Genomic DNA, 24,247 nt, shown 5'->3' with positions numbered 1-24,247 from the left:
TGAAGAAGAAATCATCCGGATGATTGCTAATGATAACCAAAAAATTGCTATCATCAAAAAGCTATGTCCAGAGAAGAAAACGGAATAAAGCTACTTGCGAAACTTAAATTATCTATAATCTCCATCACTATATCTTTCTATGTAAAAATCTTTACAAAGTGTATTATGAAAAACTATTATTGCAAAGATAATAAAAATTCCTTAATAAAGACATCCAGTAATTTAAATATAGTAAGAACAGAAAATTCTTCTTTTCATAAATGAAAATTGAGTTGTCCGGGAATTCCGAACAACTCATTCCTTTATCTTTAAGTTATAATTTACTTTTTGTCACAAATCCACGATCATCTCTTACTTTACAAATCAAAACAATCATCATCCAGAAAAGAAAAGTTAATCACATGAATACATATACTTAACAAATCATCAACTAAAATCAGCAGTATCCTTAAACGCCCAAAATAAATTAACACTGACTTTTCCAAAAAATCAAGAGAAAACGACAAGAAATTCAAACTAAAACGTCCTGACATCTTAGTTTAAATGTCAAAGCATTTTCAAGAGGCTTGCAAAACATTTGAAAAGACATTGCAAAACAGGAAATTTTATTCTATTTCATCAACAGACAAGAAGACACACAAAGTATCACAATAACAATAGAAATATATTATTTAGAAACTATTATCACAACAATCGCCAAAACCTCTTACACATAATATAATTTCAAGCGTAATAAATACAATTTTATCAATTCACAAAACCGTATAAATACGTTTTTCAGTTTCAGTCGAACCATCATACACAAAACAGCCATTCTCAGAAGCCAATAATTACAAATTGTCAAAATGACAATTAACATACGGCAGAATATCAATTAACCATTATTATGCCGCCACGTAACAAATGTTACGGTTTGCCCGGTTTATTAACCCTACCTTTGCAGCAAACAATTAAATACTAAGCAATATGGATTTAAGAAAGAGAAATGTTGGAGATATCGTAGCCGAAAGATTTGCTACGGCGAGTGTGTTCTACAAGTTTGGAATAGATTTCTGCTGTCATGGTCAGGTTGCCCTAGATGAAGCATGCAAGAATGCCAATATAGATGTAGATACTGTTATCAGCGCTATAAACGACAACAGCACTGTTTCGGAAGGTGGTATTCCGTTTGCCTCCTGGCCTATCGACCTGCTTATTGACTATGTGCTCAAGATACATCACCGCGGCATCAGAAATAATGGTCCGGTACTTCTGGAACTGATAGAAAAGGTGAGAAATGCTCATGGAGAAAGACATCCGGAACTGAACGAACTGCACGAACTGGTAAGCGTTTCGCTTGAAGATCTGGAAAACCATCTGCAGAAAGAAGAGAATGTACTGTTCCCATACCTGCTTGAACTTTTCGACGCGTCGGAAAAGAATATCAGCATAGCGCCTATGCACTGCGGCTCGATAGCAAATCCTATAAGGGTTATGAATATGGAGCATGAGAATGAAGGTAACAGATATTTACATATAAAGGAGATTACCAACAATTTTGAGGTTCCGCAGGACGGGTGCAACACTTACCGCCTGATGATGACAGAGTTGGAAAAGTTCGTAAACGCGCTGTTCGAACATATCCATATCGAGAATAATATCATGTTCCCGAAAAGTCTGGAACTGGAAGAAAGAATGTTTTAATATTATAAGATTGAATTTTCTGAAAGGGGATGCTTCGGCATCCCTTATTTCTTTTGAAGACACAAATAAAAAAGCCCTTCAAATCTTCACGATTTAAAGGACTCTCTGTTCGTTTTTTCCGGCCAATGGATTCCCCAATCCAAAAAACCGTCAGTGCACGTACACCCTCAGGGATTCGAACCCTGGACCCACTGATTAAGAGTCAGTTGCTCTACCAACTGAGCTAAGAGTGCATCCACTAAATTATTGTCAAATTTCCCGAAAGAAGTACACCCTCAGGGATTCGAACCTTGGACCCACTGATTAAGAGTCAGTTGCTCTACCAACTGAGCTAAGAGTGCATCATTTTCGATTGCGGGTGCAAATGTATGACTTTTATTTTAATTTACAAAACATTTTAAAGACAATTTTATCCGCTTTTTATCCTTTTAAATACTATCTGGGGGCTTACAGGCTGTTCAAGACACACATTATCAGACGGTTTGCGCCCTCTCGGAAAAAAGACGGAGCAACTCTTCTTTTAGTATATCTCTGACCTCGTCCATAGGTATTTCGGAGCCAGTTTCCTTGAAAATAGAGGTGACGCCCTTATCTATAAAGCCACACGGATTGATATGGCGGAAATAATTGAGGTCGGTATTTACATTGAGAGCAAGACCGTGCATAGTGACAAAATGGCTGCTCCGGACTCCCATCGCACATATCTTCCTTTCGCGTGGTGTACCGGTGTCAAGCCATACTCCGGTTGCTCCCGCTACCCTGTCTGACACTATTCCGTAATGCGAGCAGGTACGGATTACAGCCTCTTCAAGCTGATGGAGATAGCCTTTCAGCCCCAGTTTAAAATCCTCAAGACAGAGAATGGGATAACATACCTGCTGACCGGGACCGTGATAGGTGATGTCGCCTCCACGGTCGATGCGGAACACTTCGGCTCCTATGCGCGAAAGCATATCGTCGCTTATCAGCATGTTTTCCTGCTTGCCGTGTTTGCCTATTGTATATACGTGCGGATGGGTACAGAATATTATACGGTTCTCGTATGGTTGTCCCTCACTGCGGGCTTTAATTATCGAATTGAACAATTCCGTCTGCCGTTCCCAGGCTTCGGAATAAGGGATGTGTTTCCAGTCTTCTATTTTCATGGTTATCGGTTTAGTTTAAAACAAAAATACAGGTTTTATCTTAATATTGCAAGATGTAAGGCATAATGAACGGTGGATATACAGTAAAAAACTATTAAAATGTAAGCCCGCGTTTAACTCTTTCAAGAACTTTACTTATATTTGTATTAAGTAGAATTATCACAAAAACAGATTATGAAAAAAAGAACGATTCTTAATACTGCCTTGGCATGCGGGGCTATTGCATGTTTCTCGCTGCAATCTTGCCAGCAGACACAGTCTGTGAAACCGGCCAAGGTATCAAGCATACAGGCTGATACTTTGGTTGCCCTGAAAGCCGGTGAAGAGGCATCGCCTAAATGTAAGGTTTCCATAGATTATATGTATCTGGAAGCGGGAGACGAAAAGGATTCCATTTCCGCCATCATAAATTCCAAAATCCAGAGTATCGCTTTTGGTGATACATACGGGAAGATGGACCCGAAAGAAGCTATCCCTGCTGTGGTGGGCAAATATACCAAGGACTATAGAGACAAGCTTACAAAATTCTACGAAGCCGACATTCACAACGGAGTGAAGCCGGAGGATATCCCGGCATGGTATAACTATCAATATGAGATTACTTCGGAACTGTCGCTCAATAATGACAGCATCTGGAACTTCTCCGTGTCAACTTTCATGGATACGGGCGGCGCTCATCCCAACACTACTATCAAATGGGCTAACCTGCTGGCGAAATCGGGAAAGGTGCTTACCAAGGATGTTGTGTTCAGAAAAGATAAGGAAAAAGAAATCATCGATCTGATTTTGAAACACCTGATTGACGAGGTGAACCAGAGACTGGAGACCGACACTATCACTTCTATTGAGGGACTGAAACAGAACGGCGCGCTGCTGGATGTGGATCTATATATCCCTGAAAACTTCCTGCTGCTTGAGGACAGGGTTTCGTTCCTCTACAACAGATATGACATAGCTCCGTATTCAATGGGCGAATTCATTATCGACGTGCCTTACGCCGAGATTGAAACGATGCTGAACAGAGAATAGTTCTTAATTTTTAATTCTTAATTTTTAACTCAATAAATGGAGATTATACTGAAATATTTTCCGGAACTGACTGACACACAGAAAGAGCAATTCATGGCTTTATACGATTTATATACCGACTGGAACAGCAAGATAAACGTGATTTCCAGAAAAGACATAACAAACCTCTACGAACACCATGTGTTGCACTCATTAGGTATAGCAAAAGTCACTCATTTCCGTCCTGGAACCGAGATTATGGACTTGGGTACTGGAGGCGGCTTCCCTGGAATACCTTTGGCAATAATGTTTCCGGATACTAAATTCCATTTGGTGGACAGCATTGGCAAGAAGGTCAAGGTAGCTACGGAAATAGCCAACGCAATAGGACTGCAGAATGTCACAACACGCCATTGCAGGGCCGAAGAGGAAAAACAGATGTTCGATTTCGTGGTAAGCCGTGCGGTAATGCCGCTTACAGACCTGCTGAAAATCATAAGAAAGAATATCAAGAAGGAGCAGGCCAACGCTCTGCCAAACGGACTTATTTGTCTGAAGGGTGGAGAACTTCAGAACGAAGTGATGCCTGTAAAACACCAGACTGTGATTTACGACCTGAAAGATTATTTCAAGGAAGAGTACTTTGAAACCAAAAAAGTGGTTTATGTAACTATAAATAAATGAATATGACTGTAAAGTGTTTTGAATTCAATATGTTCCCTGTCAATACATACGTGCTATCGGACGAGACTAACGAGGCTGTAATTATTGATGCGGGATGTTATTATGACGACGAGCAGGAAATGCTCAAACAATATATAGAACGCAACGGACTGACGGTAAAACATCTGCTGAACACGCACCTGCACCTCGACCACTTGTTCGGAAACGCTTTTGTGGCAAGGGTATATGGAGTGAAACCTGAGGCATCGGCAGACGACGAGTTTCTGATACCGAAAGTGAAGGACTACTGCAAGATGTTCGGTTTAGGGCTGAACGAGGAAGTACCAGCCATAGGAAAATATCTCGCGGATGGCGATGAGGTTATATTCGGCAATACCTCGCTGAAGGTTCTGAGCGCACCAGGACATTCGCCCGGAAGTCTTGTGTATTACTGCGAGAAAGACAGTTGTCTGTTCTGTGGTGATGTATTGTTCAGAGGCAGTATAGGAAGGACAGACCTTGACAAGGGCGACTACAAACAGCTGATAAACAGCATTAGCAACAAGCTGTTCCCCCTGCCCGACCAGACTAAGGTTTACACCGGACACGGTGATGCCACTACCATAGGAAACGAAAAGATGAACAATCCGTTTTTCAGATAAAGCAGATCAGTTTTTGAGTTCTTTAGTTTTTAAGTTTGTTTATGTTTATCATCTATAAACTAAAGAACTCAAAAGTTCACGCCCAACAGTAAGCAAGTTGAACCTAATAATCTAAGAAACTCACAAACTTAAAAACTTAAACTAATATAACCATGAAAAGTTTCTCATTTGCCGACCGCCATATCGGTATTTCGGAACAGGACATTCCTGTTATGCTCAATAAAATCGGAGTAAAGTCTGTGGATGAACTTATAGAAAAGACCATCCCGTCTGAAATAAGACTTAAAGAGAGACTGCCACTTAAACCTGCCATGAGCGAATATGAGTTTGCCAACCATATAAACCGCATGGCAGCGAAAAACACAAGATTCAAATCGTATATCGGTCAGGGCTGGTATGACACTGCCACTCCTGCCGTGATACAGAGAAATGTATTCGAAAATCCTGTGTGGTACACTTCATACACTCCTTATCAGGCTGAAATTTCTCAGGGACGACTTGAGGCTCTTATCAACTTCCAGACTGCAGTGTGCGACCTTACGGCTATGCCGCTTGCCAATTGCTCTTTGCTTGACGAGGCTACTGCCGCTGCCGAGGCTGCCACTATGATGTTCGCGCTTAGAAGCCGCAAGCAGCAGAAGGAAGGGGCATGTACCCTGTTCGTGGATGAGGAGATTTTCCCTCAGAACCTTGCAGTTATCATGACAAGGGCTATTCCTCAGGGTATGAACGTGAAGACAGGCTCATACAAGGACTTCGAATTTACTCCTGACGTGTTCGGCTGCATAGTGCAATATCCTAACAACAGCGGTAGCGCGGAGGATTACAGGGAGTTCACAGAAAAGGCTCATCAGGCTGAATGCAAGGTGGCTGTGGATGCGGATATCATGTCGCTGGCCCTGCTGGTTCCGCCGGGTGAATGGGGTGCCGACATCGTGTTCGGAAGTACTCAGAGACTGGGTATTCCTATGTTCTACGGAGGTCCGTCGGCAGCTTATTTTGCCACAAGGGACGAATATAAGAGAAATATGCCGGGACGTATCATAGGTCTGTCGAAAGACAAGTACGGACATCTGTGCTATCGTATGGCATTGCAGACACGCGAACAGCATATCAAGCGCGAGAAGGCTACATCAAATATATGTACCGCCCAGGCTCTTTTGGCTACAATGGCCGGATTTTATGCTGTTTATCACGGACAGGAAGGCATAAAGAGTATTGCTTCGGGAATACACAGCACTACTGTATGGCTGGCTAAACAGCTCTCGAAACTGGGTTATGTACAGAAGAATGCAGTATATTTTGACACTCTGAGACTGCAAATGCCTGATCATGTAAAGACTGACGAAATAAAGACTATATCTGCCGGCAAAGGTGTCAATCTGAGATATTTTGACAATGGTGATGTGGGACTGAGTGTAAACGAGACTACTTCTGTGGCAGAAGCTAATCTTCTGTTAAGTATTTTTACCATTGCCGCAGAAAAACCTTTCACAGAAACAGCTGAAATTCCTGAAGGCTCGGTTATCAAGAAGGATATGAAACGCCAGAGTGGGTATCTTACTCACGAGGTGTTCTGCAAGTATCACACTGAGACTGAAATGATGAGGTATATCAAGCGTCTGGAACGTAAGGATATTTCTCTGGCTCATTCCATGATTTCACTCGGTTCCTGTACAATGAAACTGAACGCGGCTTCCGAGATGCTTCCTCTAAGCAACGCGGGTTGGATGAACATGCATCCTCTGGCTCCGGCTGACCAAGCTGAAGGTTACATGGAGCTGATAACAAATCTGTCGGAACAGCTGGCTATTATCACTGGTATGGACGGGGTGACTCTGCAACCTAACTCAGGTGCTGCAGGCGAATATACCGGTCTGCGCGTCATTGCGGCTTATCTGAACAGCATCGGCCAAGGCGACAGGGATATAATTCTTATTCCCGCATCGGCTCACGGAACTAATCCTGCATCGGCTATTCAGGCAGGATTTACCACTGTGACTTGTGCGTGCGACGAGCATGGCAATGTGGATGTGGAAGACCTTAAACGCAAAGCCGAGGAAAACAAGGATCGTCTGGCAGCACTGATGATTACTTATCCTTCCACTCACGGAATCTTTGAGGCTGACATAGTTGAAATCTGCAATATCATACATAACTGCGGTGCACAGGTCTATATGGACGGTGCGAACATGAATGCTCAGGTGGGACTTACCAATCCGGGGACTATCGGTGCGGACGTATGTCACCTGAATCTGCACAAGACATTTGCCAGCCCTCACGGTGGTGGCGGTCCGGGTGTTGGTCCTGTATGCGTGAAATCTCATCTTGTTCCTTTCCTCCCGGGACATGCTTCAACTGATAATGCTCTGAACGAGGTTTCGTCTGCTCCTTACGGCAGTGCGGGAATCCTGCCTATCACATACGCATATATCTGCATGATGGGTGCCGAAGGTCTGGAGAACGCGACTAAGGCTGCCATACTTAATGCCAACTATCTGGCTGCATGTCTGAACGACACATACGGAATAGTATATAGAGGTACAAACGGATTTGTGGGACACGAAATGATTCTTGACTGCAGAAGACTGCATGAGGAAAGCGGTATCGACGAGAACGATATCTCCAAGCGTCTGATGGACTACGGCTATCATGCTCCTACCCTTTCATTCCCTGTTCACGGCACTCTGATGATTGAGCCAACGGAGAGTGAAAGCCTTGCAGAGCTTGACAACTTCGTAGATACTATGCTGAGTATCTGGAATGAGATTGAGGAAGTGAAGAGCGGAACCGCTCCTGCCGACGACAATGTTCTGAAGAACGCACCTCATCCTGAATATGAGGTGGTGGAAGGCGAATGGAACCATCCTTACACACGTGCCAAGGCTGTATATCCGCTTGAAAGCGTAAGACAGAACAAGTTCTGGATAAATGTGGCAAGAATAGACAATACACTGGGCGACCGCAAGCTGTTACCAACACGGTATGGGTCGTTTGAATGAATTAATAATGAATAATTAATAATGAAAAATGGCGGGATTGTACTCTCGCCATTTTTTGTTTAATTGTATAATTATTTTACTTCAAATCTTCTCTAAAAACTAACAAATAATACTCAAATCCTCTTCCTATACCCCAATATCGCCCAAGCATTGAACACCACGGCAAAACCACATAGGGACAGGAAATACGGAACGAGTTCGGCAAATCCGCTGCCTTTGAGATATACCATACGCATGACGCTGATAAAATATTTCAACGGATTGAATATGGTTATATACTGTGCCCAGTCCGGCATACTGGCTACTGGAGTGAGAAGTCCGCTCATAAGCAGGAATATCATTATGAAGAAGAACATCACGAACATGGCCTGCTGCATGGTATCAGAATAATTGGACACTACAAGTCCCATACCTGATACGGCAACAATATATACCACAGCAAAGAGATATATCGTCAGAAGGCTGCCTACAGGTATAAGTGAATACACAAACACTGCCAGCAGCATACAGAGGGTAAAGACTATAAGACCTATGCACCAGTAAGGTATCAGCTTGGCAAGTATGAACTGCATACGGCTTGCTGGAGTCACATTTATCTGCTCTATGGTACCGGCTTCTTTCTCGCCCACTATATTGAACGCAGGGAGAAATCCGGTTATCATGGTGAGTAGCATCACCATTATGGCAGGTACCATAAAGACTTTATAGTCGAGGTGTGGATTGAACTTGTATTGGGGCATAATCCTGAATGAGTTTCCCACTGAACTTGTTACAGCCGGTTGCGACATCATCATTTCTCCGGACAGCGATGCAGCAAAATCATTGACTATCGTAGAAAGATAGCTACTGCCCAGAATTCCCTTGGTCCCGTTTACGGAGTTTGACGAAATCATCACACCTGCTACTCTCTCAGTCTGTAAATCTTTCTCGAATCCGTCCGGAATGTCGAGTATTATATCTGCCTTTCCGGCATCAACATCCCTGAGGGCTTCCTCACTACCGTCGGACACCGACTGGAAGATAAAATATCCTGACGAAACCACCTTGCGCACCAGTTCGTCTGATGTCACGCTGCGGTCGTTGTCAACCACAGTAAGACGGATATTCGTCACTTCCTGATTTGCAGCCCATGGCATGATAAGCATCATGAAAAGAGGCATGGCTATTATCATCTTGGGAATGAACTTGTTCCTCATTATCTGCTTGAATTCTTTTTCCAACAAATATTTCAGCATAGACATTTCAGTTTAAACGGTTCTTGAATGTTTTCAGACTCAATGCCACTAGGGCCACTGTGACAAAAAGCAGTATTCCTATCTCCTTCAGGACGAACTGTATCTCTGCTCCCTGAATCATTATCTTTCTGATGGCATCGACATACCATCTTGCGGGAACTATGGCAGAAAGGCACTGTAGCGGAATGGGCATGCTTTCTACCGGGAATATCAGACCGGAAAGGAGCATGACCGGCATCATAAGTCCCATTCCTGATACGAGCATGGCAGCCACCTGGGTATTAACCACGTTGGAGATAAGCAGTCCGAGCGACAATGCAAGGAAGATGAATATCACCGATACGAAAAACAGCAGAGACAGACTGCCGGCTATCGGTACTCCGAGCACATAGACCGAAAGGAGGAGTATGGTTATAAGGTTTACCAGTGACAGAGTGAAATATGGTGTTACTTTCGAAAGGATGATATATATCGGTTTCATTGGTGATACAAGGAGAATCTCCATTGTGCCGTTCTCCTTTTCGCGCACAATGGCTATTGAGGTCATCATGGCACAGATAAGCATGAGTATCATTCCCATTACTCCGGGAACGAAGTTGTATGCGCTCTCTGCCTGAGGATTGTAAAGCATCCTTATCTCGGGTATTATACGGCACGGGGCACTGCTACTTTCGGACAATTCCTGCATGCTCTGTGCGAGGATATTGGATGCATAGCCTGTTATCATTGATGCCTGATTAGGTTCCGTACCGTCAGTAATAAGCTGCACGGCGGCATCGCCTCCCTGATGGAGTTCATTTTCAAAATCATCGCTGAACACCATGACAAGGCCTATCTCCCCATACTTGAATACATCGTTTATGCGCGACACATCCCGAATTTCCTCGGCAATGGTGAAATATTCACTGGCATCGAAACGTTCCTTTATGGCTCTGGTTTCCATGCTTTGTGAAGGATCGAACACGGCAACCTTGGTATTTCGCACCTCGGTGGTAATGGCAAAACCAAAGAGAAGCATCTGCACCATGGGCATACCCAAGAGGATAAGCATGGTTCTGGAATCGCGGAATATGTGAAGGAATTCCTTTCGGACAAATGTAATAAACTGTTTCATAACTGTCAATCTCCTTTTCGTGTAGCTTCGCGTGCCAACATGCGGAATACTTCGTCCATGTCCGACACACCAAATTTGTTACGCAACGCCATAGGCCTGTCCAGCGCCTTTATCCTACCGTCAACCATAATGGAGACACGGTCGCAGTATTCGGCCTCATCCATATAGTGAGTGGTGACAAACACCGTGATACCGCTTGCTGCCGCACCGTATATCTGTTCCCAGAAACGGCGGCGGGTGATAGGATCTACCCCACCAGTCGGTTCGTCAAGAAATACTATCTTCGGATTATGGAATGTGGATACGGCAAATGCAAGCTTCTGTTTCCAACCCAAAGGAAGGTCGCACACCATAGTGTCGCGCTCAGTTTCCATATCTATGCTGCGGAGAACAGCGTCGGTCTTTTCGGCTATTTCCTTATCCTTCATACCATAAATTCCTCCGTACAGGCGCAGGTTCTCCCATACTTTCAGGTCTTCATATAAGGAGAATTTCTGACTCATATAGCCGATATTGCGCTTTACCTTTTCGGGTTCCCTGTCTATATCGAAACCTGCAACTGTTCCTTTGCCCTCCGTAGGACGGCTCAGTCCGCAAAGCATTCGCATGGCTGTAGTCTTCCCGGCGCCGTTGGCACCAAGGAAACCGAAGATTTCTCCTTTCCTTACATTGAATGTAATATGATCGACTGCCGTAAAATCGCCAAACCTCTTGGTAAGGTTCTCGGCCTGTATAACGTATTCTTCTTTCATTGCCCTTCCTCCTTTAACATCAACATAAAACAGTCTTCAACCGTAGGCTCTATTTCTCTTATATCAATATTTCCGTATCCCTTATTAATCAGATATTCGTTGAGTATAGCAACAGTCATGTTTTCTTCCATAGTGACATGATAGCTTGCTCCAAATGAGAATGATGATTTCACATACGGGCAGGAACGCAGGTCGTTCAGCAGTCCGTGCATATTGTCTGATGTGACTGACCATAGTTTTTGCGGATAGGATGCTATAATATTCTCCGGCGAGTCTATACGAAGGAAATTTCCGTTCTGCATGAGTGCTATCCTATCGCAAAGTCTGGCTTCGTCCATATACGGTGTAGACACTATGATGGTAATACCCTGACTCTTCAGTTTCAGAAGCATTTCCCAGAATTCCTTTCTTGATACGGGGTCTACTCCTGTTGTAGGCTCGTCAAGGAAGAGGACTTTCGGTTTATGGATAAGGGCACAGCTAAGTGCCAGCTTCTGCTTCATACCTCCCGACAGTTTTCCGGCCCGGCGAGTCTTGAAGGGTTCGATATGCTTATAGATATCTTCTATCAGATGGTAATTTTCCTTTACAGTAGTATTGAAAACCGTAGCAAAGAAATTCAGGTTTTCCTCTACGGTCAAGTCCTGATACAGAGAGAATTTCCCGGGCATATACCCTATTATATGCCGTACTGCGGCATAGTCCTTCACCACATCAAGACCTTCAATCACGGCACTGCCACCGTCCGGCAATATCAGTGTGGTGAGAAGACGGAAGAGTGTAGTCTTCCCCGCTCCGTCCGGACCTATGATACCGAAGAGTTCGCCTTTCGGAACATCAAAGCTGACATCGTCAAGAGCCTTTATTGAATTATATGATTTTGATAATCGGGATACTGATACTGAGGGCATTTTTTGAATTAAAAATTAATAATTAAAAATTAAAAACTCACCTCCCCATACATTCCGCGCTTGATATATCCGTCGTTCTGTACCTTAATCTTGACGGCATATACAAGGTTTGCGCGTTCATCGCGTGTCTGAATGGTCTTCGGAGTAAACTCTGCCTTATCGGAAATCCATGAGATTACCCCGCGGTATTCCTTTCTGTCGGAGTCGCCGCTATCGGCAAACACCTTTACTTCCTGACCTATCTTCAGACCGGTAATCTGTCCGGATGTAATATAGGCTTTCAGATACATATCGTTGATATTTGCCACCTTGAACAGGGTGCGTCCCTGAACTGCAAGCTCGCCTTTCTCTACATACTTGGCCATGACCGTTCCGTCAAACGGTGATGCGATAGTACTTTTACTTATCATATCGTTCGTAAGCGCTATCTGAGCCTTCAAGGCTTCTGCCTGGGCTTTGGCATTGGCATTACTGTTTCTCAATGTTTCAGTCTGTGCGTCCAACTGCTTCTCCAAGAGATTGATGGCTGCAGTGATATCGTCCAGCTGCTTGCGGTTTCCTGCATTGGCGTTGACTAGATTTTCGAATCGGGTCTGTTCTTTTTTCTGCGTGGCAATCTGCTGGCGTATGGCTGCTGTCTGTTTATCCACATCGCATATACGGCTTTCAGCAGCCTTAACATTAGCCTCAAGCTGAAGCCTCTGAAGATAAAGCTGTACGGTATCAATATATCCCACAGGCTTACCTGCTGTAACTTCCGTACCTTCGTCTATATCAAGTTCCATAATCTCTCCGGCCACTCTTGCCGATACCATCACTTCTGTCACTTCGAATACTCCCGAAGCATCGTACTTACTGTCGCTACCCGAACATGCTGCCAGGAGGGTCATTGCTGATATAATAGAAAGAATGTTTCTCATGTTTCCCTGTTTTTATGTTTTGAAAAGTTTTTGCAAAGTGTTTTAAAAGGCTTTTAAACGGTATTTAAATAGTATTTAAAAGTCGTTCATCACATACTTGAAATCATAGATGGAAAGCAGAAGCTGTATCTCATGCAGGATCTTTGTCTGTATGGCAGCATGCTCCGAATTGATGTCACGCATAAGGTCGGTGCCGGAGATGGTCCCGTTGGCAATCTTTGCCTCGGACGCTTTTCTGATGGAAGTCTTCAGGCGGATAATCTCGTCGTCGTACTTTATCTGTTCCATGTATTTGTCTATGGCAAGTTCTTTCTGCGTCTTGTCTATATCGGTATTGAAGAGAAAGAGTTCACGCTGGTTTTCCACAATATCAATATTGTTGCGTATGAGTTTTCTCTGGCTCTTGAGGGAATAGAAATTGCCGATATTCCAGTTCAGCTTTATCCCGGCTATATAGTATGGCGCAAACTTATTTTCGAACATATCCAGTCCCGGCTTGCCATATCCTCCTGTGGCGAAAAGACTTAATTTAGGATACAATCCGGCATTTATATTGCTGTATTCACTCTTATACTTTAAAACCTGTGCATCGTAAAGACTCATCTCCGGTCTGTTTAACACCCCTTTGTCTGATGGAATGACAGGCAACGGCTTGACAAATTCGGTATCCAGACTTATCTCTGTACCTATCAGCTTTGACAACATTGTGATGTATGTATTCTTTGTTGTGAGAAATTCTACATTATTCTGGTCGGCCTTTATCATATCTACCTTTATGGCGTCAAGGTCTGCCTGGTTGGCAATACCGTTCTTGACGTATGAGCTCACCTGACTGTAGCTGTTATCAAGAAATTCTTTAAGCAACTTATTCTGTAATATCTGGGCATCCGCCAACAGGATACCGAAATATATCTGATTTATCCTTTCATTTATCGAATACAGACTCACCTCAATATTGTTCTTCTCTACTTCAGACGATGATCTGATAATGTTTTTCTGCGACTTTATAGCACCGCCATCCCATATTGTCTGATTGAGGTCAAGCGTAATACCGTACTGGTCTTTACTGAGTTGCGGAATATTTACACCTTGAATTCCAATAGCAGACAAATCTATCGGGATTTTAGTCACGTCCGATTGATAAGTAGCTTTTGAAGAGAACATCAGTTGCGGAAGATAACCCTTACTTACATTGTCTATATTGTAATCCTTGGTTTTCTCCACAAGTCCCAATTGTTTTATCAAAGGGTAATTCTCCCTCGCCTTGCCGTAGCATTCTTCTATTGTTATGCGTGACTGTGCAAAACAAAGCGATGACAAGGCAATTGCAATTGTTGTAATGGTTAGTTTCTTCATACATCAGCAATATTAATTATAATATTTAATTACTTAATTAATAGAATAGTCTAAAAAAACGGATTATGGCTATGCAATACTAGCCTCATCCGTAAATCAGACTAAAAGTTATTTTTTCAGTCTGGCTAACACTGTTTTTATCACCTCTTCCTTTCTGTTATCAAGAATATGTTTCACAGATGTTTCCCCATCGCCAACAATCATCTGATAAAAAGGCTGTATGACAAAGTGTGCTATATCAAGCGATATAATGGTAAGCAATAAATCATAAATTGTTATAGGAGAAATATTTCCTTTTTCTATTTCAGTATTCAAATCTTTCTCAAGTTTAGAGAAAGCATCAACAGCCTTTGGTCTTATTTCCTTAATAAAAAGATTTACCAGTGCTGTTGAACCATTCAGGTTCTCGCGCAAGGCAAACCATACTATCAAAGGATTTTTTGTAAGAAAATCCCAATGTGCATTGATAACACCTACAACTTTCTCTTCAAATGTAGAACCTGAAGTATTTATGTTTGTAATGCTATTTACCATGAGCTGCATTTTCTCCTTGTAGATTCTTTCAAACAGCAGTTCCTTCGTACGGTAATAATAATGCACCAATGCCTGATTACAACCAGCCTCTTTAGCTATCTTGGCTGTGGTAGTAGAAGCAAATCCTTGTTCCATAAACAGTTTCTCGGCTGCCTCAAGGATTTTCTGCTCCATATTTGCTTTGTCTTTATTCATTGATAATTGTTAATTATTATTTTAATCATAAAATTAAATTATCCGATTAATATATCCAAATAAAACAATGAAAATGTGCAAAAAAAATCTGCCAAGAGCATAACACCCATGGCAGATTTTATAATATTCAAGCACTCAATCCGTGCTGTAAATTCATTTAACTTCTTAACTACTTTAACTTCAAAATCAAGACAAGCCCTCTATTTCACCGTTAACGATATCAATGTGAAGTGCCTGTGGTTCCTTAGGCAATCCCGGCATACGCATCATTTCACCGGCAACGATTACCAACATCTCGGCACCGGCATTGATTACTATATCGCGTACCGCGAAGTTGAATCCTGAAGCCACTCCATACAGTTTCGGATCGGTAGAGAATGAATACTGTGTCTTGGCAATACATATAGGGAAATGACTGAAACCAAGTTCCTCTATCATCTTGAGTTTCTTTCTTGCAGCAGGACCGAACAATACCTGTTTAGCTCCATAAAGTCCGCAAGCGACTTTAGTAACCTTAACCTCAACAGAATCGTTTTCATCGTAAGCGAATGTAAGAGGTTCTGAAGGATGATTTTCTATTGTGTCAACCACAAGATTTGCAAGCTCTACTGCTCCTGCACCACCCTCGGCAAACGCGTTATTGACAGCGAAGCCAACTCCCATTTCGTTGCAATGCTGGCGAACGAAGTCGATTTCGTCCTCAGTATCGTTTGCATAGCGGTTGAATGCCACGACAACAGTCTGACCGAATGACTGAAGATTCTCGATATGCTTGTCAAGGTTCTTTATACCTTCTTTCAGACCTTCAAGGTTAGGCTCTTTTATCTTGTCGATATCTACACCTCCGTGCATTTTCAATCCCTGAGCTGTAGCTACGATGACAGTAAGCTTAGGCTGCAGACCTGCCTTACGGCACTTGATGTCATAGAATTTCTCAGCTCCCAGGTCGGCACCGAAGCCGGCTTCTGTCACTACGTAATCACCAAAAGTCATTGCAAGTTTTGTAGCGAGAACAGAGTTACATCCATGGGCGATATTCGCAAACGGACCTCCGTGAACGAATGCTGGAGTAGCCTCTGTAGTCTGTACCAGGTTAGGTGAAAGAGCATCTTTAAGCAGTACTGTAATGGCACCTGCCACTCCAAGGTCTTTCACTGTGAAAGGTTTGTTGTCGATAGTGAAACCAAGAAGGATATTTTCTATTCTGCGGCGAAGGTCATCCTCATCTTTGGCAAGGCAAAGAATAGCCATGATTTCTGACGCGGGAGTAATATCGAAACTTGATTCGCGTGTGATACCGTTCGACTTACCTCCAAGCCCTGTAATGATATATCTCAATCCACGGTCGTTAACATCGAGAACTCTGTTCCATAACACTTCTTTCATGGCAAAACCGTTATCCTGGTTCTGATACATATAGTTGTCGAGGAGTGCCGCAATCATGTTATGGGCGGAAGTAATGGCGTGGAAATCGCCGGTAAAGTGGAGATTGATTTTCTCCATCGGAAGGACCTGTGCATAGCCACCTCCTGCCGCACCACCTTTCATACCGAAACATGGTCCGAGTGACGGCTCGCGCAAGGCACAGATGGCTTTCTTGCCTATTCTGTTAAGTCCCAATGCCAGACCTATGGATACGGTAGTCTTACCGATACCGGCCTTTGTAGGAGTGATGGCTGTAACCAGAATAAGGTTACTGTTCTTTACTTTTTCATCATCAATGATTTCTTCAGATACTTTGGCCATGTAACGACCATAATGAGTGACGTACTCCAACGGCATACCGAAGTTGCATGCAACCTGCTTGATTTTTGTCAGTTCTATACTGCGTGCGATTTCTATGTCTGATTTCATATTCATATTTTTAGATGTGTGCAAAGATACGAAAAAAAACTATATATTTGTAATCAAAACAACGAAGTAATACTCACTATATATGGAAATTAGTAATAAAATAGAAGGTTGCGGGAATATATCGAACGACAATAAGCGTATCTATGATATATTAAAGGAAGGTGAATATGGCATTTTGTCAATGGTAGCCGATAACGGCGACAACGCATACGGGGTGCCATTGAATTACGTCTGGGACAGAGGAAACTCGATATATATCCAATGCTCTCCGGTAGGCAAAAAGCTAAGGTGCATTGACGCCAATCACAATGTGTCATTCTGCGTAGTGGGAAAAACAAAAATGAATCCCGAGAACTTCACTACAGGATATGAAAGCGTGATAATGAAATGTACCGCCCATCACAGCCTGCATGAAGCAGAACGAATGTCTGCACTTTCTCTCCTGATAAGCAAATACTGCAAAGACAACAGGATTGCAGGAATGGAATATGCCAACAGAAATTTCCATAGAATTGAAATCATAAGACTTGACATAGAAAGCATGAGCGCAAAATGTAAAGCAACTTTTTAATTTCAAAAGCCAAAACCATGAAACTAAAAAAGCCCGGACTGTTGGCACAAATCATTATTGCCATAGTATTAGGTATAGGCGCCGGAATAATATCGCCCGCCCTGCCAGTAAGAATTTTCGTCACATTCAACGGACTGTTCAGTGAATTTCTGGCATTCATCATTCCTCTGATAATTGTTGGACTTGTGGCACCTGCCATAGCCGACATCGGTAAAGGGGCAGGAAAAATGCTTGCCGTTACAGCTTTGCTCGCATACGGAGCGACACTATTTTCCGGATTTACCTCGTACGCCGTCGGCGAGACTTTCTTTCCGAAACTTATAACAAGAGACATTCCGCTTTCGGAAATAAGTGAGGCCAAAGGTGTGGTACCATTCTTCACTATAGACATTCCGGAGCCGCTTAACGTTATGACAGCTCTTGTCATGGCTTTCACCCTTGGTCTGGGAATGGCAAATCTAAATACAAGCTATCTGAAAAATGTCTTTATAGATTTCAGGGATATTATTGTGAAAACCATCCAGAAGGTTATTCTCCCTCTCCTGCCGATTTATATCTTCGGCATTTTTTTCAACATGACGCATTCAGGCCAGGTGTTCAGTGTACTGAGCGTGTTTATCAAGATTATAGGAATTATTTTCATCCTGCATATACTGTTACTCATATTCCAGTATATAATAGCCGGAATTATAGCCGGCAAAAACCCGTTCAGAATGCTTGCCAACATGATGCCAGCATATTTTACCGCACTTGGCACACAGTCGTCTGCCGCAACCATACCTGTAACGCTGAAACAAACAATCAAGAATGGAGTAAATGAGGATACAGCAGGATTCGTGATACCGCTATGCGCAACGATACATCTTTCCGGCAGCACGATGAAAATTGTGGCATGTGCCCTCGCGCTGATGATGATGCAAGGCATACCATACGACTTCAAGATGATGTCAGGATTCATCTTCATGTTGGGAATAACTATGGTTGCGGCTCCGGGAGTGCCGGGCGGAGCAATCATGGCTTCATTGGGAATACTGTCATCAATGCTTGGATTCGATGACAACGCCCAAGCACTGATGATATCTCTGTATATTGCCATGGACAGTTTCGGAACAGCCTGCAATGTAACAGGCGACGGAGCGTTGGCTGTAATTATAGACCGATGGTTCAGAAAATAAGAAATCAGTTTCTTACCAGATACAATGAATCGGTAATGCAGGCAGGAAGTTCTTCCTTGTAATGGGTAACCATAATCATGGTCTTGTCGTTTCTACGACAGAAAGCTTCAATTACGTCCTTCACCAGACGACGGTTGTAAAGGTCAAGACCATGAAGCGGCTCGTCGAGTATCAGCAGTTCAGGGTCTTTGACGAAAGCACGCGCCAGCAGCACAAGTCTCTGTTCTCCGCTCGACAACTGCAGGAAGCTCCTGTCTGCCAACTGTTTCACTCCGAATATATCCATCCAGAACAGACATACTTCTCTTTCCTCTTCCTTTGGACGCTTGTAAAGCCCTATGGAGTCATGAAGTCCGCTTGCCACAATGTCGATGGCAGGAATATTCTTGAGGTATGCCCTGTGCATTTCAGGACTCACATAGCCTATATGTTTCTTTATTTCCCAAATACTCTCACCACTGCCGCGCTTGCGGTCGAACAGAGTGATATCGCATGCATAGCTCTGAGGATTATCGGCACATACCAAGCTAAGAAGAGTTGACTTTCCGGCACCGTTCTCGCCGCTCAATGCCCATTTCTCGCCACATTTAACAATCCAGTCAAGGTCGCGGAGGATTGTTCGTTCTCCATAACGGATACTTACCTTGTTCAGTTTTACTACGTTGGCTGCCTTGTAGAGATTATCCTTGTATGGCATATCCAATATGGCATTTCTCTTTTCTTCGGACAACATAACGGAAGGGACATCTACACCTTTATACTCTGCATGTGTGACTTTTTCACCACAAGTCATGTGTTCCACAGTAATGACATGAGTAATAAAATCAGGTATATCATCCGATTTCGATAGTACGAGAATCACCTGAAGACCTATAACACTGATAAGCTCTGCCAAAAGGGACTTGAGCAAATCACGCGTTCCGGCATCAAGACCGATAAACGGATTGTCCATTATCAAGACTCTCGGTCCTGACAATAATGTCTTTGTGAGCTGGAATTTTCTCAATTCCCCGCTCGAAAGCATGATTATCGGTTTTTCAAGCATATCTCCTATCTTGAAAAGTTTGTAAAGGCTTTCTTTCAGCCCCTCATCCTTACATTCAGGCAGTAGTTCGCCCACCACAGGAATATTCTCCATATCCTGTGAGTTCCATCTCTGCTGATAATAGTAACCGCCGTCGGCATCACCGTATGAATCGCGGAAAGTAATATATTTAAGATTGTCAGAAACAAGATTTGAACTTGAAGGTGAGAAATCGTATGCCACCGCGTTCATAAGCAAAGGATATTTTCCTGTAATAATATCTATAAGAATACTTTTACCACCACCGTTGGGACCTACCACAGCCAGCTGTTCGCCTGCATTAAGACAGAAATCCACCGGTTTCTGCATTCTGTATAGTGGATGGCGTGTCACACCATTAACCACTGAAATAACTCGTTGTTGCATTGTTTTTTGTTTTTAAATTTTCTTCACCACCTTATCAGGATTTTTCGCAATGAAATCTTTCCATCCGGAATATGATTTTTGAATTTCCGGTCGTCCCATTTGCAGATAATGACAATATGCCGCACCCAGCGCATCCGTAGCATCCATAAAAGGTCCTATATCCTCTTTCCTTATCTTAAGCATACGTCTAAGCATATCCGCTACCTGCTCCTTACTTGCCTGACCGTTACCGGTAATGGCCATTTTAATCTTCAACGGAGCATATTCAGTAACCGGAATATCTCTGCACAGAGCCGCCACAATAGCCACCCCCTGTGCCCTGCCCAATTTTAGCATAGACTGTACGTTCTTTCCGAAGAAAGGAGCCTCGATGGCAAGTTCATCAGGCAAATATGAATTTATAATTCCATGAACTCTCTCGTAAATATGTTTCAGTTTAAGATACGGATCGGAAATCTTACGCATGTCTATAACGCCTAATGTCACAACCTCGGCTTTAGTTCCGATGACCTTGATAACGCCATATCCCATAACATTTGTGCCAGGGTCAATTCCCAATATTATTTTCTCCTTAACCGGCTGAATCACTTTATAACCTCCATCAAAGTAGGAAAACCTATAACCTTATCCTTGAATATTTTCAGCATCTCATCGTTCAGACGGGCACCACACTTTGTATGCCAGCTATGGAGAACAGCACTATCTTCCACTTCCCATTGAAGAGAAAAGCATTCGCTTTCCTGCTCCTTATGGCTAAGGATACGAAGAATACGCGGATTATGGAGTTCGCCAGTCTTTTCTGCTTCCGGAATATAACACTCGTTCAACCAGATGACAAAGTTTCTGGCATCATTTATCTCAACATGATAAGTAGTATTGTAAATAAGCATAACCATTATTTTTTAAACTCTGCAAAGATAGTGCAAACCGAGAGAAGTACAAAGTGAAAACATGGTTTTCGACTTTTAATTCCGAGGTGCAACCCATCTTATCTGAAGATAGGATTTTATACAGAATTGACAGGAATAATTAAAAATAAATAAACGTACCATGCCTACGTTAAAGCAACTTTTACTAATTTTGCACAGAATATCACGAATTGTGTACAATTTGACATGGAATTAAACAACAGCTTTATAGAATTAGTAGAGAAAAGCATTAAACAGAATTGGGACGGTAATGCCCTCACAGACTATAAAGGAGTTACTCTCCAATATAAGGATGTGGCAAGGAAAATAGAAAAGATGCATATTCTGTTCCAGCATGCAGGAATAAACCAAGGAGATAAAATTGCAATCTGCGGACGTAACAGCGCAAACTGGACTGCGGTTTTCTTGGCCATCATAACATACGGCGGGGTTGCTGTACCTATTCTTCATGAGTTCAAGCCAGACAATATTCATCATATAGTAAACCACTCGGAAGCAAGGATGCTTTTTGCCGGCGACCAGATATGGGAAAACCTGAACGAGGCATCAATGCCTAATCTTGAAGGTATCATAGAATTAAAAAACTTCGACCTCGTAGTGTCCCGTTCCGAACAGCTGACATACGCCAGAGAGCATCTTAACGAAGAATTCGGGAAAAAATTCCCATGCAGGTTCAGAGCCGAACAGGTGTCCTACAGAAGGGAAACTCCTGAAGAGCTGGCTGTCATAAACTACACTTCAGGTACTACGGGCTATTCAAAAGGAGTAATGCTGCCATACAGGTCTATTATATCAAACGTCGTCCACATTGACGACAAAGTCGGTTTGAAACCTGGCGACAGAATAGTGTCAATGCTGCCTTTAGGACATATATTCGGTCTCGTATTCGATTTCCTCTACGGTATTACAGCAGGGGCCCACATCTGGTTCCTTACACGTATGCCGAGTCCGAAAATCATCGCTGAGTCGTTTGCCGAAATACGTCCCCGAGTAATAGCGTGTGTACCTCTCATCGTAGAAAAAATATTCAAGAAAAACATATTGCCAAATGTTGACAACAGACTTGGAAAGCTATTGCTCAATCTTCCTATCATCAGCGACAAGATAAAGGAACAGATTCGTTTCCAAGCAATGGAAGTATTCGGTGGCAATTTCATCGAGATAGTCATCGGTGGTGCCCCTTTCAATACAGAGGTAGAAGCTTTCCTGAGAAAAATCAATTTCCCTTATACCATTGCATACGGTATGACTGAATGTGCCCCTCTTATATGCCACAGCCGTTGGGACGAAATACAGTTTACTTCATGCGGCAAGACTGTAGCGAACATGGAAACGAAAGTCCTCTCCGATAAACCTGAAAGCATACCAGGAGAATTGGTTTGCCGCGGAGCGAATGTGATGTTGGGCTATTATAAGAATGAGGAGGCTACAGCAGAAGCTATCGACAATGACGGCTGGCTGCATACCGGAGACATGGCTATAAAAGACGCTGAAGGAAATGTCTTCATTAAGGGAAGATGCAAGAATATGCTGCTGACTTCTACAGGACAAAACATATATCCTGAAGAAATTGAGGCAAAACTTAACAACATGCCTTACGTAAATGAGTCACTTATCATACTGAATGGTGAGAAACTTGTGGCACTTGTATATCCTGACAGTGATGATGCCTTCGCTCACGGTTTATCATTGACACAACTTGAAGAAGCAATAGAACAAAACAGAATAGAACTTAACAAGTCACTTCCTGCATTCTCTCAAATCTCAAAGGTAAAGCTTTATCCTGAAGAGTTTGAAAAGACTGCAAAGAAAAGTATCAAGAGATTCTTATATCAGAATATAGATGGATAAAATGAAAGAAGTTCCGGTACTGCTGCTCACAGGGTATCTGGGAAGCGGTAAAACAACGCTTGTAAACAGGATTCTATCAAACAAGAAAGGAATCAGATTTGCTGTTATAGTAAATGACATTGGCGAAATAAACATTGACGCAGAACTGATACAGCGTCAGGGCGTGGTAGGCATGAACGACGACAGTCTGGTCGCACTGCAGAACGGCTGTATCTGCTGTACACTTCGTACCGACCTGATAGAACAGATTTACGAGCTGCTGAAAACAGAGAAATTCGATTATATTGTTATAGAAGCCAGCGGAATATGCGAACCGGAATCTATAGCGAATACTATTTGCTCTATCCCTCAGTTAGGAGGTGCTTATACCAAGTACGGAGTATCACGTCTGGATGCAGTAGTCACAGTGGTTGACGCGCTGCGAATGAGAGATGAATTCTGCTGTGCCGAAAGCCTTACCGACAGAAATCTGTCGGAAGATGATATAGAGAACCTGTTAATCCATCAGATTGAATTCTGTAATATAGTTTTACTGAATAAAGCTTCCGAGATAAAGCGTGAAGAGCTGGATACTATTCACAGAATTGTAAGGACACTACAACCCGCAGCAGAGATTATAGAATGCGACTATGCGGATATTGACCTCAACAGGATAATATCCACATCAATGTTCAGGTATGAGCAGGTAGCCGCATCGGCAGGATGGGTACAGGAACTTGGCAAGCATGTATCCGAAGAAGACACAGACCATCAATGCCACCATCATCATCACCACGACGGAGAATGCCATTGCGGGCACGATGAACACCATCATCATGATGGAGAATGTTCATGCGGTCATCATCATCATGAAGGAGGCGAGACTGAAGAATACGGTATAAGCACATTACTTTATTTCAGGCGCGCTCCTTTCGACATGAACAGATTCGACTATTTCGTTTCCTCAAAATGGCCTAAGAGCATCATTCGCGCAAAAGGTGTATGCTATTTCAGCGACCAGATGGAAATGTCATACCTTTTCGAACAGGCAGGAAAGCAGAAACAAATCTCTGAAGCCGGACTATGGTATGCCACTCTGCCCGAAAACGATATCCGTAAGATGATGGAACGCGAACCCGGGCTTATGAGAGACTGGGATGAAAAATACGGCGACAGAATGCAGAAAATAGTATTTATTGGCAAAGACATGGACAAAGAACAGCTTATCAAAGAGCTTGACTCATGTCTGGTAAAATAA

General features: G+C 42.9%; 20 protein-coding genes, 2 tRNA genes and 1 pseudogene. 9 read left to right on the top strand and 14 right to left on the bottom strand.

Features of this window, described 5'->3' with window-relative positions; genetic code table 11:
- Positions 1–966: 966 nt before the first annotated feature.
- Positions 967–1,683, top strand: a complete 717-nt coding sequence (gene ric / locus H6A27_RS10660; RefSeq protein WP_204508670.1) for an iron-sulfur cluster repair di-iron protein — start codon at positions 967–969, stop codon at positions 1,681–1,683.
- A gap of 160 nt (positions 1,684–1,843) precedes the next feature.
- Here the strand turns inward: ric and H6A27_RS10655 are convergent.
- From H6A27_RS10655 to lipB, 3 genes are all read right to left on the bottom strand, one after another.
- Positions 1,844–1,916 (bottom strand) — tRNA-Lys (locus H6A27_RS10655).
- 35 nt (positions 1,917–1,951) lie between these two features.
- A tRNA-Lys gene (locus tag H6A27_RS10650) sits at positions 1,952–2,024 on the bottom strand.
- Between the two features lie 132 nt (positions 2,025–2,156).
- The gene (gene lipB, locus H6A27_RS10645; protein ID WP_204508669.1) at positions 2,157–2,828 is read right to left on the bottom strand and encodes a lipoyl(octanoyl) transferase LipB; all 672 of its coding nucleotides are present in this window, start codon (positions 2,826–2,828) and stop codon (positions 2,157–2,159) included.
- Positions 2,829–3,002: 174 nt separating this feature from the next.
- Between lipB and H6A27_RS10640 the strand changes: the two genes are divergently transcribed.
- From H6A27_RS10640 to gcvP, 4 genes are all read left to right on the top strand, one after another.
- Positions 3,003–3,857 carry a DUF3298 and DUF4163 domain-containing protein gene (locus H6A27_RS10640; protein ID WP_204508668.1) on the top strand — a complete coding sequence of 285 codons (855 nt, stop codon included), beginning with the start codon at positions 3,003–3,005 and terminating at the stop codon, positions 3,855–3,857.
- Between the two features lie 36 nt (positions 3,858–3,893).
- Positions 3,894–4,520 carry a 16S rRNA (guanine(527)-N(7))-methyltransferase RsmG gene (gene rsmG, locus H6A27_RS10635; RefSeq protein WP_204508667.1) on the top strand — a complete coding sequence of 209 codons (627 nt, stop codon included), beginning with the start codon at positions 3,894–3,896 and terminating at the stop codon, positions 4,518–4,520.
- 2 nt (positions 4,521–4,522) lie between these two features.
- Positions 4,523–5,161 (top strand): MBL fold metallo-hydrolase, encoded by a 639-nt coding sequence (locus tag H6A27_RS10630; protein ID WP_204404002.1) that lies wholly within the window; start codon positions 4,523–4,525, stop codon positions 5,159–5,161.
- A gap of 152 nt (positions 5,162–5,313) precedes the next feature.
- Positions 5,314–8,163 carry an aminomethyl-transferring glycine dehydrogenase gene (gene gcvP, locus H6A27_RS10625; protein WP_204508666.1) on the top strand — a complete coding sequence of 950 codons (2,850 nt, stop codon included), beginning with the start codon at positions 5,314–5,316 and terminating at the stop codon, positions 8,161–8,163.
- Between the two features lie 113 nt (positions 8,164–8,276).
- Here gcvP and H6A27_RS10620 read toward each other — a convergent pair whose 3' ends face one another.
- From H6A27_RS10620 to H6A27_RS10585, 8 genes and pseudogenes are all read right to left on the bottom strand, one after another.
- Positions 8,277–9,398 (bottom strand): ABC transporter permease, encoded by a 1,122-nt coding sequence (locus H6A27_RS10620; protein ID WP_204508665.1) that lies wholly within the window; start codon positions 9,396–9,398, stop codon positions 8,277–8,279.
- Between the two features lie 7 nt (positions 9,399–9,405).
- Positions 9,406–10,512 carry an ABC transporter permease gene (locus H6A27_RS10615; RefSeq protein ID WP_204508664.1) on the bottom strand — a complete coding sequence of 369 codons (1,107 nt, stop codon included), beginning with the start codon at positions 10,510–10,512 and terminating at the stop codon, positions 9,406–9,408.
- 5 nt (positions 10,513–10,517) lie between these two features.
- Positions 10,518–11,237: pseudogene (locus H6A27_RS10610) on the bottom strand (ABC transporter ATP-binding protein); the annotation flags it as partial.
- Positions 11,238–11,260: 23 nt separating this feature from the next.
- Positions 11,261–12,175 (bottom strand): ABC transporter ATP-binding protein, encoded by a 915-nt coding sequence (locus H6A27_RS10605; RefSeq protein WP_204508662.1) that lies wholly within the window; start codon positions 12,173–12,175, stop codon positions 11,261–11,263.
- A gap of 29 nt (positions 12,176–12,204) precedes the next feature.
- The gene (locus tag H6A27_RS10600; RefSeq protein WP_204508661.1) at positions 12,205–13,095 is read right to left on the bottom strand and encodes an HlyD family secretion protein; all 891 of its coding nucleotides are present in this window, start codon (positions 13,093–13,095) and stop codon (positions 12,205–12,207) included.
- A 75-nt stretch (positions 13,096–13,170) separates the two neighbouring features.
- Positions 13,171–14,451, bottom strand: coding sequence for a TolC family protein (locus H6A27_RS10595; protein ID WP_204508660.1), 1,281 nt, complete (start codon positions 14,449–14,451; stop codon positions 13,171–13,173).
- 108 nt (positions 14,452–14,559) lie between these two features.
- The gene (locus tag H6A27_RS10590) at positions 14,560–15,180 is read right to left on the bottom strand and encodes a TetR/AcrR family transcriptional regulator (RefSeq protein WP_204508659.1); all 621 of its coding nucleotides are present in this window, start codon (positions 15,178–15,180) and stop codon (positions 14,560–14,562) included.
- A 186-nt stretch (positions 15,181–15,366) separates the two neighbouring features.
- On the bottom strand, positions 15,367–17,034 hold the full coding sequence (locus tag H6A27_RS10585) for a formate--tetrahydrofolate ligase (RefSeq protein WP_204508658.1): 1,668 nt from the start codon (positions 17,032–17,034) through the stop codon (positions 15,367–15,369).
- Positions 17,035–17,116: 82 nt separating this feature from the next.
- On the opposite strand from H6A27_RS10585, the gene H6A27_RS10580 reads away from it, so the two are divergent.
- The gene (locus H6A27_RS10580) at positions 17,117–17,605 is read left to right on the top strand and encodes a pyridoxamine 5'-phosphate oxidase family protein (protein WP_204508657.1); all 489 of its coding nucleotides are present in this window, start codon (positions 17,117–17,119) and stop codon (positions 17,603–17,605) included.
- 17 nt (positions 17,606–17,622) lie between these two features.
- Positions 17,623–18,780 (top strand): dicarboxylate/amino acid:cation symporter, encoded by a 1,158-nt coding sequence (locus H6A27_RS10575; RefSeq protein ID WP_204508656.1) that lies wholly within the window; start codon positions 17,623–17,625, stop codon positions 18,778–18,780.
- 4 nt (positions 18,781–18,784) lie between these two features.
- Here H6A27_RS10575 and H6A27_RS10570 read toward each other — a convergent pair whose 3' ends face one another.
- From H6A27_RS10570 to H6A27_RS10560, 3 genes are read right to left on the bottom strand one after another with little or no spacing between them, the layout of a single operon-like run.
- On the bottom strand, positions 18,785–20,230 hold the full coding sequence (locus tag H6A27_RS10570; protein ID WP_204508655.1) for an ATP-binding cassette domain-containing protein: 1,446 nt from the start codon (positions 20,228–20,230) through the stop codon (positions 18,785–18,787).
- A gap of 12 nt (positions 20,231–20,242) precedes the next feature.
- Positions 20,243–20,818 (bottom strand): crossover junction endodeoxyribonuclease RuvC, encoded by a 576-nt coding sequence (gene ruvC, locus H6A27_RS10565; protein ID WP_204404024.1) that lies wholly within the window; start codon positions 20,816–20,818, stop codon positions 20,243–20,245.
- Positions 20,815–21,120, bottom strand: a complete 306-nt coding sequence (locus tag H6A27_RS10560; RefSeq protein ID WP_204508654.1) for a DUF4286 family protein — start codon at positions 21,118–21,120, stop codon at positions 20,815–20,817. Before H6A27_RS10560 ends, ruvC begins: the two co-directional genes overlap by 4 nt.
- A gap of 225 nt (positions 21,121–21,345) precedes the next feature.
- On the opposite strand from H6A27_RS10560, the gene H6A27_RS10555 reads away from it, so the two are divergent.
- Both H6A27_RS10555 and H6A27_RS10550 read left to right on the top strand, forming a co-directional pair.
- Entirely contained in the window at positions 21,346–23,010 is a 1,665-nt protein-coding gene (locus H6A27_RS10555) for an AMP-binding protein (protein WP_204404028.1), read from the top strand.
- The gene (locus H6A27_RS10550; protein WP_204508653.1) at positions 23,003–24,247 is read left to right on the top strand and encodes a GTP-binding protein; all 1,245 of its coding nucleotides are present in this window, start codon (positions 23,003–23,005) and stop codon (positions 24,245–24,247) included. The genes H6A27_RS10555 and H6A27_RS10550 overlap by 8 nt, the downstream gene beginning before the upstream one ends.

The organism is Bacteroides caecigallinarum, assembly GCF_016902295.1.
In the GTDB taxonomy this organism is placed as follows: Bacteria; Bacteroidota; Bacteroidia; order Bacteroidales; family Bacteroidaceae; genus Phocaeicola; species Phocaeicola caecigallinarum_A.
The sequence above is the reverse complement of the archived record's forward strand: the minus strand, read 5'-3'. Positions and strand labels throughout refer to the sequence as shown.

Coding starts and splice junctions, on each gene's coding strand:
- ric (WP_204508670.1), top strand. CDS start 967: ATGGATTTAAGAAAGAGAAATGTTGGAGATATCGTAGCCGAAAGATTT.
- lipB (WP_204508669.1), bottom strand. CDS start 2,828: ATGAAAATAGAAGACTGGAAACACATCCCTTATTCCGAAGCCTGGGAA.
- H6A27_RS10640 (WP_204508668.1), top strand. CDS start 3,003: ATGAAAAAAAGAACGATTCTTAATACTGCCTTGGCATGCGGGGCTATT.
- rsmG (WP_204508667.1), top strand. CDS start 3,894: ATGGAGATTATACTGAAATATTTTCCGGAACTGACTGACACACAGAAA.
- H6A27_RS10630 (WP_204404002.1), top strand. CDS start 4,523: ATGACTGTAAAGTGTTTTGAATTCAATATGTTCCCTGTCAATACATAC.
- gcvP (WP_204508666.1), top strand. CDS start 5,314: ATGAAAAGTTTCTCATTTGCCGACCGCCATATCGGTATTTCGGAACAG.
- H6A27_RS10620 (WP_204508665.1), bottom strand. CDS start 9,398: ATGCTGAAATATTTGTTGGAAAAAGAATTCAAGCAGATAATGAGGAAC.
- H6A27_RS10615 (WP_204508664.1), bottom strand. CDS start 10,512: ATGAAACAGTTTATTACATTTGTCCGAAAGGAATTCCTTCACATATTC.
- H6A27_RS10605 (WP_204508662.1), bottom strand. CDS start 12,175: ATGCCCTCAGTATCAGTATCCCGATTATCAAAATCATATAATTCAATA.
- H6A27_RS10600 (WP_204508661.1), bottom strand. CDS start 13,095: ATGAGAAACATTCTTTCTATTATATCAGCAATGACCCTCCTGGCAGCA.
- H6A27_RS10595 (WP_204508660.1), bottom strand. CDS start 14,451: ATGAAGAAACTAACCATTACAACAATTGCAATTGCCTTGTCATCGCTT.
- H6A27_RS10590 (WP_204508659.1), bottom strand. CDS start 15,180: ATGAATAAAGACAAAGCAAATATGGAGCAGAAAATCCTTGAGGCAGCC.
- H6A27_RS10585 (WP_204508658.1), bottom strand. CDS start 17,034: ATGAAATCAGACATAGAAATCGCACGCAGTATAGAACTGACAAAAATC.
- H6A27_RS10580 (WP_204508657.1), top strand. CDS start 17,117: ATGGAAATTAGTAATAAAATAGAAGGTTGCGGGAATATATCGAACGAC.
- H6A27_RS10575 (WP_204508656.1), top strand. CDS start 17,623: ATGAAACTAAAAAAGCCCGGACTGTTGGCACAAATCATTATTGCCATA.
- H6A27_RS10570 (WP_204508655.1), bottom strand. CDS start 20,230: ATGCAACAACGAGTTATTTCAGTGGTTAATGGTGTGACACGCCATCCA.
- H6A27_RS10560 (WP_204508654.1), bottom strand. CDS start 21,120: ATGCTTATTTACAATACTACTTATCATGTTGAGATAAATGATGCCAGA.
- H6A27_RS10555 (WP_204404028.1), top strand. CDS start 21,346: ATGGAATTAAACAACAGCTTTATAGAATTAGTAGAGAAAAGCATTAAA.
- H6A27_RS10550 (WP_204508653.1), top strand. CDS start 23,003: ATGGATAAAATGAAAGAAGTTCCGGTACTGCTGCTCACAGGGTATCTG.